We start from the raw sequence: 14,786 nt of genomic DNA, 5'->3' as shown, positions 1-14,786 counted from the left end.
GCGTGGCCGGATACGCCTACCGTGAGGAGTGACTGAGTGCTTGCGTACTGTGCCTGTCGGCTGCTTGTCCGGTGCTGTCCGGGCTGTCGGCACCGTTGCTCCGGGTAGGGCGTCGCGGTACGACGCGGACTACGGAGGGGCGCGGCATGTCGGTGGACGGCGAGGCGGTTCAGCTCCAGGGCGAGGCGGACGAGCCGGGGTGGGAAGTGGACCCCGACGACGAGTGGGGTGTCGCCGTCATCACCACCGTCGGACGGCAGTTGAAGCTGCGGAGGGAGGCGGCGGGGCTGCGGGCCGCCGAGTTCGGCAAGGCGGTGGGGTACGGGGAGGACCTCGTCTACAAGGTCGAGGGCGGCAAGCGGATTCCTCGCCAGGACTACCTGGTCCGCGCAGACGAGGTGCTGGGCGCGGGCGGGCTGGTCGCGGCGACCTGGGAGGATGTGAAGAAGGTCCGGTATCCGAAGAGGTTGCGGGAACTGGCCAAGCTGGAGGCTCAAGCGGTTGAGATGGGCTTGTACGAGAGCCACAGCATCAACGGCCTCTTGCAGACGCCCGGGCACGCGAGGGCTTTGTTCGCGGCTCGGCAACCTCCATACGCACCGGATGAAGTGGAGCGATTGGTGGCCGCCCGCGTGGCACGGCAGTCGATCTTCGAGCGCTCACCTGCCCCGGCGCTGAGCTTCGTCCAGGAAGAGGCCGCTCTGAGGCGCCCCATCGGAGGCACAATGGTGTGGCGCCAGCAACTCGAACGGTTGCTGGAAGTGGGGAGTTTGCACAACGTCACCCTTCAGGTGATGCCACTTAACTGCGAGGCACACCCAGGACTGGACGGAAGGATCGAGGTGCTGAAGTTCGCGGACGGCACGGCGGTGGGTCGCTCCGACGGAGCGCTCAACGGCCGCCCGACCTCTGAGCCCAAGCACCTACGCATCCTTGAGTTGCGTTACAGCACCATCCGGGCCCAGGCTCTCTCCCCACGCGAGTCGCTGGCCTTCATCGAGCAACTGCTGGGAGAGACATGATCCGCAAGGACTCTGCCGAGAACGCCACGGAATTGGCGTGGTTCAAGAGCAGCTACAGCAGCGGCAACGAAGGTGACTCCTGCGTCGAGCTTGCCCTCACCCCCGGCACGGTCCACGTCCGCGACTCCAAGAGCACCGCAGGCCCCCGCCTGGCCCTCACCCCCGCCGCTTGGGCGGATTTCCTCCCCTACGCCTCGGAGGGCTGATCGCACCGGCACAGGGGTCGTTGGAAAGTTTGGGCGAAGGACCATCGCTCTGACCACGCCGTTGCGGGGTACCAGCTCGCCCAAACATTCCACTCATCTCCGCGCGGCACCGAGGGATTCCCGACGTACGCCTCGGCGGACTGCCCCCTCCACGTACGCTCCCGGGGGAGTAACACTGGGAGGCGGCCGCTCCTCCTCCCGAGGGGGGCGGTTCTTTCCCGCGCGCGGCGACGGCGCCGAGCGCTCGCCACCGGTCACGTACCGGTCGTAGCCGTAAGGGGACTCGTGACCACCCGACACGACACCACGACCCAGCTCGACGCGCTCCGCGTCGAGATCGAGCGGCGTAATCCCGCTCAGCCCGAGTTCCATCAGGCCGTGCACGAGGTGCTGGAGACACTCGCGCCGGTACTGGCCGCGCGGCCGGAGTTCGCCGAGCCGGGGCTCGTGGAGCGGCTGTGCGAGCCCGAGCGGCAGGTCATCTTCCGGGTGCCGTGGCAGGACGACCGGGGGAGGGTGCACGTCAACCGCGGGTTCCGGGTGGAGTTCAACAGCGCGCTCGGCCCGTACAAGGGCGGCCTGCGCTTCCACCCGTCCGTCAACCTCGGCGTGATCAAGTTCCTCGGGTTCGAGCAGATCTTCAAGAACGCGCTCACCGGGCTCGGTATCGGCGGCGGCAAGGGCGGGAGTGACTTCGACCCGCACGGGCGCAGTGACGCGGAGGTCATGCGGTTCTGCCAGTCGTTCATGACGGAGCTGCACCGGCATATCGGCGAGCACACGGACGTCCCGGCCGGGGACATCGGCGTCGGCGGGCGCGAGATCGGCTACCTGTTCGGGCAGTACCGGCGGATCACCAACCGCTGGGAGGCCGGCGTCCTCACCGGCAAGGGGCGCGGCTGGGGCGGCTCGGCGATCCGGCCCGAGGCGACCGGGTACGGCAACGTGCTGTTCGCGGAGGCCATGCTGCGCGAGCGCGGCGAGGACCTGGAGGGCCAGACGGCCGTCGTCTCCGGCTCGGGGAACGTCGCGATCTACACGATCGAGAAGCTGCTCGCGCTGGGCGCCAACCCGCTGACCTGCTCGGATTCGAGCGGGTACGTGATCGACGACAAGGGCATCGACGTCGACCTGCTCAAGCAGGTCAAGGAGGTGGAGCGGGGGAGGATCAGCGAGTACGCGCTGCGCCGGGGCGCCTCCGCCCGCTTCGTGCCCGACGGCCGTGTCTGGGAGATCCCGGCCGACGTCGCCCTGCCCTCCGCCACGCAGAACGAGCTGAACGAGACCGACGCGGCCACCCTCGTCCGTAACGGCGTCAAGGCCGTCTCCGAGGGCGCCAACATGCCGGCCACCCCCGGCGCCGTACACCTGCTCCAGCAGGCCGGTGTCGCCTTCGGACCGGGCAAGGCGGCCAACGCGGGCGGCGTCGCCGTCAGCGCCCTGGAGATGGCCCAGAACCACGCCCGCACGGCCTGGTCACCGGCCCGCGTCGAGGAGGAACTCGCCGGCATCATGGCCGACATCCACGCCACCTGCCACGAGACCGCCGCCCGCTACGACGCCCCCGGCGACTACGTGACCGGCGCGAACATCGCCGGCTTCGAACGGGTGGCCGAGGCGATGCTGGCCCAGGGCGTCATCTGACCCACGCTCGTCTCCCCGGCCGACGGCGACGCACGAGGGCGGCCGCGACCGCGCGCCTCAGTGCGCCAGCGCGCTGCCGAAGGCGTCGCCGTCGCTGCCCGCGGCGAAGCCGAGGTCGGCTTCGGCCAGGGCCTTGGCCGATTCCAGGGTGCCCGGCTTGACCTTGAGGATGGTGACCGTGCCGGCCGAGTTGCCGGGGGCGCCGACCAGCGGTTCGACGCGGCCGTTGCCGTCGGTGTCCAGGGCGCCGACGGTCCAGCCGAAGTGGTCGCCCTCGGCGGCGGTGCCGGGGACGCCGTCGGTCTCCTGGTCGATCCACAGGGCGCCCTTGGTGGTGATGCCGCCGGTGGCGTTGCCGAAGAGGATCATGGAGGCGCCGGCGCCCTTGTAGGAGCCGATGGCCTCGCTGCGCATGCCGAGGACCAGGTCGTCCACGCCGTCACCGTCGAAGTCGCCGGCGGCGAGGGAGGAGGCGAAGTAGTCCTCGGTCTCGGGGGCGCCGGCGATGCCGGGGCTGTTCTGGTCGAAGAGTTTCACGCGGCTGGTGGCGGACAGGCCCTGCGAGCCGCCGTAGAAGACCGCGAGGCGGCCGGCCGCGCCCTTGGCGCCGACCTCCTCGTCGGAGACGCCGACCGCGACGTCCGCGTACGGGTCGTCGTTGAAGTGGCCGACGGTCAGCGCGCTGCCCACGAACTCGCCGATGCCGGTGACGTTGGCGGAGTCGACCCAGCCGTCGGAGGCCGGGGCGCCGTTCTTGACGGGGCCGTACATGATCTGGAGCGAGCCCCGGTCGGAACTGCCGGTGATCTGCTCGCCGATGGTCGCCGAGATCAGGTCGCCCACCCCGTCGCCGTTGACGTCGGCCACGGCGAGTTGCTCGCCGAAGCGGTCGCCGACCTCGGGCGTGCCGGGGACGTTGGCGGTGGACTGGTCGATCTGGATCGTGTCGGCGGCGTTGAGGCCGGTGGACGTGCCGAACATGATCTTGATGGTTCCGGCGTTCGCCTTGCCGCCGGCGTTGTCGAGGGGCTGCCCGATCGCCAGGTCGCAGTAACCGTCGTCGTTGAGGTCCCCGGTGGCCAGGGAGTACGCGAAGGCCTCGTCCTTGACGACGGTGCCGGGGTAGTTCGCCGTGTCCTCGTCGAAGCTCTCGGTGGTGTCGTTGTAGATGCCGCCCGAGGCGCCGTAGTGCACGGTCAGCATGCCGGCGCCCTCGACGTCCCCGATGGCCTCCATCGGGGAGGAGACGGCGAGGTCGGCGTAACCGTTGTTGTCGAAGTCGCAGCTGGCCACCGACTGTCCGAAGCTGTCGGCGGTCTCCGGGTCGCCCGGGACGCCGGGGGACGCCTGGTCGATGCGGACGGCGGTGCTCGCGGGGCCGGTGGAGGTGCCGTTGGCGATGATGACCGAGCCGGCGCCCACCTTGCTGCTGACGGTGTTCCCGGGCAGGCCGACGGTGAGGTCGGGGATGCCGTCGCCGTTGAAGTCGTACGGCTTGGCGGCGCTTGTGGAGCCGGACACGAGGGCGACCGTGGTCACGACGCCCGCGCAGGCGAGCAGGGCGACGCCCGCGAGCCAGGCCCTGCGGCGGAGCCTGGGCGCCTTCCCGGCCGTGGTGCCATGACCGGTCCCCGCGATCTCCGCGAGCTCTGCGGCCTTCTCGGCCCCCGAGGCCCTCTCTTCGGCCATGACTGCCCTTCAATCCTCTGCGGCCCGTGGCGAGTTCCGTGACGTGAAATCGCCGTCAGCGACCCATGGCGGACGGCGTGGACCACCGTCGTGGCGACCTGGTCCGCGTGAACGAGCCGCAGGTTATCCCGGCGATCATCTCGAAATGATCACGCGGGACGCGCTTGATAACGATCCCTCAGGGGTGTGGCTGAAATCGTTTGCCTATGGTGGGGCCGGGTAGCAGGGCTCCTGGAGACCCTGTGACCGGCCTGTGCGGACAGGGCATACCGTGCCAACTCGTTATCAATTCGTTGTCATGGGCATGGCGTGAATCCTTACTGATCACTTACGGTGTACGCCGCCCGGGTGCACCCTCCGGCCCCAGTGCCGCGTGCGCCCGGCTCCCTGCTTCCGGCCGATCGCCCCCGCGCGGGCGATCGGCCTTGTGGTGTGAAGGAGTCCCGTGCCCAGCCGCCTCCGCCTCCGTCTCCTCGCGGACGTCCGGCGTTCCCTGCCCGGAAGGGCCGGACTGCCCCGACGGGCCGGACTGCCCGGACGTACCGGAGGGGTCCGACGCTCCGGGCGGCCCGGCCGCTCCTCGCGTGCCGTCGCCCTGACGTCGGGCGGTCTGCTCCTGGCGCTGGGCGCGACCGTGCTGCCGCCGCCCGCGCTGACGCCGTTCGTCCAGCGGGCCGAGGCCGCCGGCTGGACGGACACCACGGCGCCCGCGCAGCGCACCGGCACCGCCAAGGGCAGGAAGCACGAGGTGGGCGCGGCCCGCACCGACGCCACCGGCCGGAACAAACTGGACGCAGGCGACCTGAAGGCCGGCAAGCACGCCCTGCCGCTGCACGACTCCGGCACCGGCTTCACGCCCGTCCAGCCGAAGGTGAAGAAGACCGCCCTGCACCCCCGCACCAGCGGCGGTGACAGCAAGGGCCTCACCGGCTACGTCCCCGGACGCAGCGTCGAACTCCCCGGCGAACGCACCTCCACCACCAAGGAGTTCAGCAACCCCGACGGCACCCGCACCACCCGCGTCTACACCGAGCCGGTCAACTACAAGGCCGCGGACGGCAGCTGGAAGACGATCGACACCTCGCTCGTCCCGGCCGCCGACGCCAAGGGCACGCCGGCCGGGGCGAAGGACGGGAAGGGCCGGCTCGCCGCCGCCTCCGACAGCACCGGGCTCACCCTGGCCGAGCACGGCGACGACCCCGCGCTGGCCCGGCTCAAGGTCGACGACGGCCGGCACCAGGTCGGCTTCGGCATCAGCGGAGCCACCGGCACCACCGCCGAGGTGCACCAGGACGCCGCACACTACGACGGCGTGCGCCGCCACTCCGACATCGTCCTGAAGGCCGTGCACGGCGCGGTCAAGGAGACCATCGTCCTCAACTCGTCCGACGCGCCGCACGAGTGGACCTTCCCGCTCCACCTCGACGGGCTCACCCCGTCGCTCGACGCGCACGGCGCCGTCCTGCTGAAGGACGCGAAGGACGCCGTACAGGCCGTCATCCCCAAGGGGTGGATGGCGGACTCCTCGCACAGCGCGAAGACGGGCGGCCCGGCGCTCTCCGACGACGTCGACTACCACCTGGCCAAGTCCGCCGGCGGACAGTGGTCGCTGAAGGTCTCCCTCGACGACGCCTGGCTGGACTCCGCCAAGCGGACCTACCCGGTCAAGGTGGACCCGAGCGTCGACGACATCGACGACAACGGCGACGCCTTCGTCCAGAACACCTTCGCGGACACCAACTTCGCCGGTGACGACGAACTGAAGATCGGCTCCTACGACGCCGGCACCAACAAGGCGATCAGCTACCTGAAGTTCGACAACGTCACCAGCCAGCTGAAGAACCGCTACATCCTCAACGCCGACCTCGGCCTCTACAACGTCTGGTCCTCCAGCTGCAGCGACCAGAAGATGACGGTCAACCAGGTCACCGGCTCGTGGAGCTCCACCACGGTCACCTGGAACAACCGTCCGGCCAGCTTCGACGACCTCATCGCCTCCGACTCCTTCGCCGCCGGCGAGAACTGCGGCGGCTCCAAGTGGCACGTCGTCGACCTCGGCAACAAGGGCGTCGACCTGGTCCAGGGCTGGGTCGACGGCTCGGTCAAGAACAACGGCCTCGCCCTGTGGGCCGACTTCACCACCTCCGGCCCGTGGAAGCGGTTCGGCAGCGCCAACTCGGCCGACAAGCCGTACCTGGCCATCACGCACAGCGCCTACGGCGCCCAGTACACCGTCGGCTCCCAGACCGCCCCGCTCACCGGCGGCCAGAGCGGCGAGGTCGACGTCACCGTCAAGAACCTCGGCGACTTCACCTGGGAGCCGCTCGGCTGGAACGAGGTCCGCCTCGGCACCCGCGTGCGCGACTACGACACCGGCGCCCTGATGGGCCAGGAGGCGTTCACCCGCCTCGACGAGCGCCTGACGCCCGGCGACGACGCCACACTCAGCGCCCGCATACCCCCGCTGCCACCGGGCAAGTACAAGATCAACTTCGACATGCAGCGGCTGCGGGACCAGAAGTGGTTCTCCAGCGAGAGCGTCCCCGTCGCCACGGTCACCGTGACCTCGCAGGACGTCGGCCCGCGCGTCACCGACGTCTACCCGCGCCCCGGCGGCCAGGTCGGCAGCCTCACCCCGGCGCTGTTCATGGACACCGAGTCCATCGACCACTACCCGGCCGGCGCCGCCATCGAGCACTACTTCGAGGTCTGCTCGGGCACCGCCGACGCGCCCACCGGCTGCGTCAACTCCGGCTGGCAGACCAAGCGCACCTGGAACGTCCCCGCCGCCAAGCTGACCTGGGGCAAGGAGTACGTCTGGCGGGTCAAGGCCCGCGAGAACGGCCTGGAGACCCCGCTCAGCCCCTTCTACACCTTCACCACGGCCGTCGAGCAGCCCGCGATCACCTCGCACCTCGGCAGCCAGGGCCCCGGCGCCGACGGCCGCGAGGTCGACCCCGGCATCGGCAACTACACCACCAGCGACACCGACGCGACGGTCGCCACGGCCGGCCCCGGCCTGACCGTCACCCGCACCTACAACAGCCGCGACCCACGCTCCACCAACGCGTTCGGCGCCGGCTGGTCGACCCGCTACGACATGCGGATCGACCCCGACGGCGACGGCACCGGCAACGTCGTGGCCACCCTGCCCGACGGGCGTCAGGTCCGCTTCGGCAAGAACCCCGACGGCAGCTACGCGCCCCCCTACGGCAGCTTCTCCACCCTGACCGCCGTCACCGGCGGCGGCTGGAAGCTCGCCGACAAGGACCAGACGACGTACGTCTTCGGCGCCGACGGCAAGCTCACCCAGGTCACCGACTACCGGGGCCGCAAGCAGACCCTCGCCTACGACGCCTCGGGCGCGCTCACCACGGTCACCGCGACCGGTGGCCGGGCGCTGCACCTGACCTGGTCCGGCGGCCATGTCGCCACCGTCAGCACCGACGTCCCCACCTCCGGCGCCACCCCGCTGACCTGGAAGTACACCTACGACGGCGACCGGCTGACCCTGGTCTGCGGTCCCGAGGACACCCTCGGCCACTGCACCGCGTACGGCTACGGCGACGGCTCGCACGCCCGGACCGTCGTGCACGACGCCGGCCCGTTCTCGTACTGGCGCCTCGACGAGAAGGACGGCGCCACCGACGCGGCAAGCGACCTCCCGCTCGACCGCGACGAGCACGTCGGCACCTACAACGACGTGCAGCTCGGCACCGCCGGCGCGCTCGCCGGCAGCCCCGACACGGCGGCCACGTTCAACGGCACCACGTCCTACGTGCAGCTGCCGGACCAGCTGATCTCCGACACCCCGTACCTGACGGCCGAGCTGTGGTTCCGCACCACCGGCAGCGGCGTCCTCCTCAGCTACCAGGACCACACCCTGGAGGAGAACACCCCGGTCAAGCTCACCCCGGCCCTGTACGTCGGCACGGACGGCAAGCTGCGCGGCGAGTTCTGGAACGGCACCGCCGCCCCGATCACCACGGCCGGCGCCGTCAACGACGGCACCTGGCACCAGGCCGCCCTCACCGCGGCCGGCAACACCCAGACGCTGTACCTCGACGGCAAGAAGGCGGGCAGCCTCAGCGGCGACATCACCCAGTACGACCAGCGGTTCGTCTACCTCGGCGCCGGTTACTGGAACAACTGGCCCGCCACCACCGGCACCATCGGCCACCTCACCGGCGACATCGACGAGGCCGCCGTCTACACCCGGCCGCTCGGCGCCGACAGCATCGCCGAGCAGCACGCCTCGGCCGCCGTCGCCCAGCAGCTCACCCGCGTGACGCTGCCCAGCGGCCGGGTGCACTCCGCGGTCACCTACGACACCGTGCACGACCGCGTGTCCTCCTACACGGACGCGAGCGGCGGCACCTACCAGCTCTCCGACCTGGCGCTGACCGGCACCGAGGCCAAGCCCGCCACCGAGGACCAGCCGGCCGTCGCCGGGACCACCACCCTCACCGTCACGGTCACCGACCCCGACCACCGCGCGTCGAGCTACACCTACGACCCGCTCCAGGGGAACCGGCTCATCAGCCAGACCGACGCCGCCGGCCACACCGGCACGTTCGGCTACGACACCGGCGGCTACCTGGCGGCCACCACCGGCCCCGACGGCTCCGTCACCCGCTTCGGCAACGACACCCGCGGCAACAAGGTCTCGCAGACCACCTGCCGTGACGCCGCCGACGACAAGACCTGCCACACCACCTACTCCAGCTACTACCTGAACGCCTCCGACCCGCTCGACCCGCGCAACGACCAGCTCACCGCGACCCGCGACGCCCGGTCGGCGAGCGCCACCGACGACACGTACAAGACGTCGTACGGCTACGACAGCCAGGGCGACCGGACCTCCACCACCACCCCGGCCACCACGGACTTCCCGTCCGGCCGCAGCGAGTCGTTCACCTTCACCGACGGCACCGAGGCGGCGACCGACGGCGGCACCGTCCCGGCCGGCCTGCTCGCCACCAGCACCGATGTGCGCGGCGCCGTGACCAGGCGGTCGTACACCGCGGCCGGTGACCTGGCGAAGGTCACCGACCCGGCGGGCGTCGTCACCACGTACTCCTACGACGCGCTCGGCCGCGAGACGTCGAGCACGGTCACCTCGGACGCGTACCCGGACGGCGTCACCACGACGACCGCCTACGACGGCGAGTCCCGCCCGCTCACGGTCACCGGCCCGGCCGCCACCAACAAGGTCACCGGCACCGGCCACCGCGCGCGCACCACGTACACCTACGACGCGGACGGCCGCCCCCTGACCGAATCGGTCGCCGACCTCACGGGCGGCGACGCCACCCGCACCACCACGCGCACCTACGACGGCCACGGCCTCCTCGGCACCCTCACCGACCCCGAGGGCGACCAGGAGACGTACACCTACGACCTCTACGGCCGCCAGACCAGCCGGACCATGCCCGGCCAGGGAACCTTCCGCTACACCTACACGGCGCTCGGACAGCTGGCGACGAACACGCTCACCGGCTACACCGGCGACCCGAACGACCCGTCCGCCGCCAGGGACGTGGTCCTGGACTCCTACGCGTACGACCCGGCGGGCCGGCTCGCCGAGCACACCGACGCGATGGGCCGCACCACCCGGACCACGTACTACGACGACGGCCTCCAGGCGCAGGAGATCCTGTCCGGCTTCCACGACCCGGACGGCACGACCCGCGACCTGGTGCTGAGCGACCGCACCTACGACGCGGCCGGGAACCTGGTGCAGGAGACCACCGGCAACGGCAAGGTCACCACCGCCTACGAGGTCGACGCGGCCGGCCGCACCACGGCCTCGGTCCTGGACCCCGCGGGCCTGGCCCGTCGCACCGCGTACACCTACGACGCGGGCGACGAGGTGCTCACCGAGACCCACACCGGCGCGGGCGGCACCCGCACCGAGAAGGTCACCCTGGACCGCGACATCACCGGTGCCGTCACCAAGCAGACGGTCGAGAACGGCACCGACGACCTGGTCACCACCTACCACGTCGACGACCGCGGCCTGGTGACGTCCGAGACGTCCCCGCGCGGCAACGCCACCGGCGCCGACCCGGCGTCGTACACCACCGACTACACCTACGACGCGCTCGGCCGCCTGACCGAGACCCGCGACGCCCCGGTGACGGCGGAGACGGAGGGTTCGACGGCGGCCACCGTCCGCCCGACGACCACAGTCGGCTACGACACCTTCGGCGAGCCGGTGGACTCCCGCGACCCGAACGGCGACGTCACGCACACCGCGTACGACCGCCTGGGCCGCACCACCTCCACCACGCTGCCCGACTACACCCCGCCGGGCGCCACCACCCCGCTGACCGGCAAGGTCTCCCAGACCTACGACGCCGCGGGCAACCTGGCGACCGAGACCGACGCCCTCGGCAAGGTCACCACCTACACCTACGACCAGTTCGGCAACCTCGCCAAGGCCGAGCAGCCGGCCCCCGAGGACGGCGCCGCCGCCCCGGTGTCCACGTACACCTACGACCTGCTCGGCGAGCAGCTGTCGGCCACCGGCCCGACCGGCGCGCGCACCCAGGCCACGTACGACGACCTCGGCCGCCAGGTCACCTCGACGGTGCTCGAACGCCGGCCCTCCGCAGGCGCGTTCACGACCACGATGACCTATGACGACGCCGGCAACCTGGCGTCGGCGAAGTCCCCGACCGGCCTGACCACGTCCGGCACCTACAACGCGGCGGGCGACCCGCTCACCGCCCGGGACACCGCGGGCGCGGTGACGTCGTACGCGTACGGCCCGACCGGCCTGCCGGCGACGGTGACGACCCCGCAGGGCCGCACCTCCCGCACCACGTACGACCTCGCGGGCCGGCTCACCCAGGTCACGGACGAGGACGCCAACGGCACCGAACTCCGCACGGTGGGCACGTCGTACGACGCCGACGGCAACCCGGTCACCTCGACGGACGCACTCGGCCACACCGTCCACCAGACGTTCGACGCGGCCGGCGACCTCACCCAGCTGGTCGAACCGGTCGACGCCGACACGTCCATCACCACCACCTACGGCTACGACGCGGCCGGCCACCGCACCCGTCTCACGGACGGCCGTTCCGACACCACCTGGTACACGTTCACTTCGCACGGCCTGCCGGAGTCGGTGGTGGAGCCCTCCACCACGGCCTACCCGAACGCCTCGGACCGGACCTGGACGATGGTGTACGACGCCGCCGACCAGCCGGTGAAGGAACTGAAGCCGGGCGGCGTCACGGTCCAGCGGGACTTCGACGCCCTGGGCCGCGTCACCGGGACCTCGGGTTCGGGCGCGGAGGCCGCGACCACGGCCGAGACCTTCGGCTACGACGCGGCGGGCCGCCTGACCTCGGCGAGCGCGCCGGGCGGCACGGACACCTTCGGCTACGACGACCGCGGTGACCTGCTGTCCTCGGACGGCCCGTCCGGTACGGCGACGTTCTCCTACGACGAGGAGGGCCGCCTCACCGGCCGCACCGACGCCGCGGGCCACACCGCCTTCGGCTACGACACCGCCGGCCGCCTGCGCACGGCCGCCGACCCGCTGACCGGCACGACCCAGACGTACGGCTACGACACCGCCTCCCGCCTGGACACGGTCACCTACGGCGCCACGGGCGCGACCCGGTCCGTCGGCCACGACACCCTGGACCGCGTCACCTCGGACACGACGAAGTCCCCGTCCGGCACGACGACGGCCTCGGTGAGCTACGGCTACGACAAGGCGTCCGACCTGAAGACCAGGACGTCCACCGGCACGGCGGGCGCGGGCACCCAGTCCTACGCCTACGACTGGGCGGGCCGGCTGACCAGCTGGACGAACGTCACCGGCACGGAGACGAAGTACACCTGGGACGCGGCGGGCAACCGCACCGGCGCGGGAGGCGTGAGCGCGTCGTACGACGCCCGCAACCGCCTCACCTCCGCCGACGGCACGACGTACACGTACTCGGCGCGCGGCGGCCGCACGAACAGCACGGACGCGAGCGGTTCGCACCCGGCGAAGTTCGACGCGCTGGACCGGATGACCTCGGCGGGCGGCACGACGTACGCCTACGACGCGCTGGACCGCCTGGTCGAGCAGGGCGCCGCCGCGCTGACGTACGCCGACCAGACGAACAACCCGGTCGCGGCCGCCGGCCGGTTGATCGCCCGCGACCCCTCGGGTTCGGCCCTGTCCACGGCGAACACCGACGGCACGAACGCGGACTCGGTCCTGGCGGACCTGCTGCACGGCGACGTGACCGGCTCCATCGACCCGGCCACCGGCACCGTCGCCGACTCCACCGGCTACGACCCGTTCGGCCAGATCACCGCCCAGTCCGGCACCAAGGGGGCCCTCGGCTACCAGGGCGCCTACACCGACCCGGCCACCGGCCAGGTCGACATGGCAGCCCGCTGGTACGACCCCACCACCGGAGGCTTCACGGCCCGCGACTCCTGGAACCTCGACCCGGTCCCGTCCGGACAGGCCAACCGGTACGCGTACGCGGGCGGCAGCCCGCTGACCAGCACCGACCCCAGCGGGCACTGCATCGAGGACCTGTGCATCGGGGAGGCGATCGGCGTCAGCCTGCTGGCCGGCTATGTGGGTTCGTCGATCTCCGAGTACTACCGGCAGCACCCGGTTCACATCTCGTTCCACTGGCCGTCGTTCTCCTGGCCCTGGTCGCACTCACACTCCAGCAGCAGCTCGACGACCTCGTCCTTCAGCCACATCTTCAGCAACTCGGTGTCCAGCACCGCGAGCGCCATCGAAGCCCAGGCCCGAGCCCAGGCCGCGGCGGCGGCCCGGAGCCACGGCAGTAGCGTCGCGACACCGCACTCCTCGGGTTACTCGGGATACCGGGACTACACGCCCTACCGCGGCCCCGGACGGACTCAGGCCCCGCGTCCGCCGCGTCCCCCGGGCCCGCCCCCGCCGCCCCCGCCGCCGCCGTGGGCCTCGCTGATCAAGCTCGCCCTGAGCCAGATCGTGGGCAGGCCGGCTGCGAAGCCGCGCGAGGACGCCGAGCACCAGGGGTTCGTGGACGACTCGTTCACCAAGGCCCAGAAGGAACTCAAGCTCAACGAGGAGACGCTGCGCGGCTACTTCAAGTACTTCCCCAACGGTGGCACGGCGCCGGACGGGACCGCCCTGCCCTCACCGCAGCCGAGCGCGTCCGGCGGCGCGGGCGACAACTCGCGGAAGGACCCCTGCTCGCGGTCAAAGGCGGAACGCTTCCTGTACGGCCCGACCATCGACGGAGCCGCCACCGGGGCATCCGCTCTGATCTGCCCCTCGGATCTCAAGAAGAACAACCGCACGCCCAAGCCGAACTCGCTCGCCGACCCGCCGCACTGGGAGTCGAAGGAGGAAGACGGCCGGAGCAACGTATACGTGTACCACCGCACGCACATCGTGGCGGACGTCTACGGAGGCGACTGGGTTTCCGGCAACATCTTCACCGGCTACCGGGAGATGAACACCCCCGGCATGAGGCGTTGTGAAAGCCGTGTGGCCAAGGCACTCAAGGCCAAGCAACCGGTCCTCTATTCAGGCGTTCTCGACTACGGAAACGGCTTGGACGAGAAGCCCACGGGGATCCACATGACCGCTCGGACCCCGAACCGCGTACTGTTCGACGACGTCTATGTGGAGAACCGGCCGGGAGCGCAGGTGACCTGTTGAGTCTGAGCGAGCTTGAGACAGCGATCCCCGGACTGCGTCAGCGGCGACTGCCGGAGTCGAGGCGAATTGATTGGGCCCACATCGAGGGTCGGCTGGGTGTGCGACTGCCCAGTGATTTCGTCGAGCTCTCCACGTTCCACGAGTCGGTCGTTTTGGACGACTTCCTGTCGTTGCTCATTCCGGTCCCGGGCGACGAGGCGGGCTTCGTGTCGGCGGTCCAGGCCCTTCTCTCGACTCTGGGCGATCTGCGGGACTCCGACATGACGGACGGTCATGTGCCCTTCCCGGAACCGGGGGGCCTGCTTCCCTGGGCGAATTCCAATGAGGGGGACCTGCTGTTCTGGAAGACCGGCGATCCGGATCCGGACCGGTGGCCCGTCGTAGTGGGCGACGGCATCAGCGACTGGGAGGAGACGCGGGAGACCCTGACAGGGTTCCTGACAGGTCTCGTTCGCGGGACGGTCGAATCGGAAATCCTTCCGGCCGGCTTCCCCAGCGCTGATGCGGTGGTGACCGGCTGGGAGGCTTCCTGATCCGCGCTGCGGC

General features: G+C 70.9%; 6 protein-coding genes. 5 read left to right on the top strand and 1 reads right to left on the bottom strand.

Annotated elements, in window-relative coordinates; all coding sequences use genetic code 11:
• The first annotated feature begins 146 nt into the window (after positions 1–146).
• The 3 genes from DBP14_RS13100 (at position 147) to gdhA (ending at position 2,872) form a co-directional block, all read left to right on the top strand.
• Positions 147–1,022 (top strand): helix-turn-helix transcriptional regulator, encoded by an 876-nt coding sequence (locus tag DBP14_RS13100; protein WP_129307403.1) that lies wholly within the window; start codon positions 147–149, stop codon positions 1,020–1,022.
• The gene (locus DBP14_RS13095) at positions 1,019–1,228 is read left to right on the top strand and encodes a DUF397 domain-containing protein (RefSeq protein WP_129307402.1); all 210 of its coding nucleotides are present in this window, start codon (positions 1,019–1,021) and stop codon (positions 1,226–1,228) included. The genes DBP14_RS13100 and DBP14_RS13095 overlap by 4 nt, the downstream gene beginning before the upstream one ends.
• 285 nt (positions 1,229–1,513) lie before the next feature.
• Positions 1,514–2,872: an NADP-specific glutamate dehydrogenase gene (gene gdhA, locus DBP14_RS13090; protein ID WP_129307401.1), complete on the top strand. Its 1,359-nt coding sequence runs from the start codon at positions 1,514–1,516 to the stop codon at positions 2,870–2,872.
• 57 nt (positions 2,873–2,929) lie between these two features.
• Here the strand turns inward: gdhA and DBP14_RS13085 are convergent, their stop codons facing one another.
• Complete coding sequence (locus DBP14_RS13085; RefSeq protein ID WP_129307400.1) at positions 2,930–4,561, bottom strand: FG-GAP repeat protein; 1,632 nt, start codon at positions 4,559–4,561, stop codon at positions 2,930–2,932.
• Between the two features lie 445 nt (positions 4,562–5,006).
• Here DBP14_RS13085 and DBP14_RS37290 point away from each other — a divergent pair, with 445 nt between their 5' ends.
• Complete coding sequence (locus DBP14_RS37290; protein WP_129307399.1) at positions 5,007–14,240, top strand: DNRLRE domain-containing protein; 9,234 nt, start codon at positions 5,007–5,009, stop codon at positions 14,238–14,240.
• Positions 14,237–14,773, top strand: coding sequence for a hypothetical protein (locus DBP14_RS13075; protein ID WP_129307398.1), 537 nt, complete (start codon positions 14,237–14,239; stop codon positions 14,771–14,773). Before DBP14_RS37290 ends, DBP14_RS13075 begins: the two co-directional genes overlap by 4 nt.
• Positions 14,774–14,786 lie beyond the last annotated feature (13 nt).

The organism is Streptomyces sp. L2, from assembly GCF_004124325.1.
Taxonomy (GTDB): domain Bacteria; phylum Actinomycetota; class Actinomycetes; order Streptomycetales; family Streptomycetaceae; genus Streptomyces.
The sequence above is the reverse complement of the archived record's forward strand: the minus strand, read 5'-3'. Positions and strand labels throughout refer to the sequence as shown.

Excerpts from the sequence above, each read along its gene's own strand:
- DBP14_RS13100 (WP_129307403.1), top strand. The coding sequence starts at position 147 with ATGTCGGTGGACGGCGAGGCGGTTCAGCTCCAGGGCGAGGCGGACGAG.
- DBP14_RS13095 (WP_129307402.1), top strand. The coding sequence starts at position 1,019 with ATGATCCGCAAGGACTCTGCCGAGAACGCCACGGAATTGGCGTGGTTC.
- DBP14_RS13085 (WP_129307400.1), bottom strand. The coding sequence starts at position 4,561 with ATGGCCGAAGAGAGGGCCTCGGGGGCCGAGAAGGCCGCAGAGCTCGCG.